We start from the raw sequence: 475 nt of genomic DNA on the forward strand, positions 1-475 counted from the left end.
GCTGACCTACGGGTGGCAGCAGTAGGGAATCTCCGGCAATGGACGAAAGTCTGACCGAGCAACGCCGCGTGAGTGAAGAAGGTTTTCGGATCGTAAAACTCTGTTGTTAGAGAAGAACAAGGATGAGAGTAACTGTTCATCCCTTGACGGTATCTAACCAGAAAGCCACGGCTAACTACGTGCCAGCAGCCGCGGTAATACGTAGGGGGCGAGCGTTGTCCGGAATTATTGGGCGTAAAGGGCGCGTAGACGGCTGTGTAAGTTATAGGTGAAAGCCCAACTTTCAAGGTTGGAACTGCCTGTAATACTGCATGGCTTGAGTGCAGGAGAGGGAAGCGGAATTCCTAGTGTAGCGGTGAAATGCGTAGATATTAGGAGGAACACCAGTGGCGAAGGCGGCTTTCTGGACTGTAACTGACGTTGAGGCGCGAAAGAGTGGGGAGCAAACAGGATTAGATACCCCAGTAGTCGTTCG

At 52.0% G+C, this 475-nt stretch carries 1 rRNA gene; it reads left to right on the forward strand.

The window, feature by feature from the left end:
* A 16S ribosomal RNA gene (locus tag I5E68_RS19995) occupies positions 1 to 475 on the forward strand; the annotation flags it as partial.

Source organism: Novosphingobium aureum (assembly GCF_015865035.1).
Lineage (GTDB): Bacteria > Pseudomonadota > Alphaproteobacteria > Sphingomonadales > Sphingomonadaceae > Novosphingobium > Novosphingobium aureum.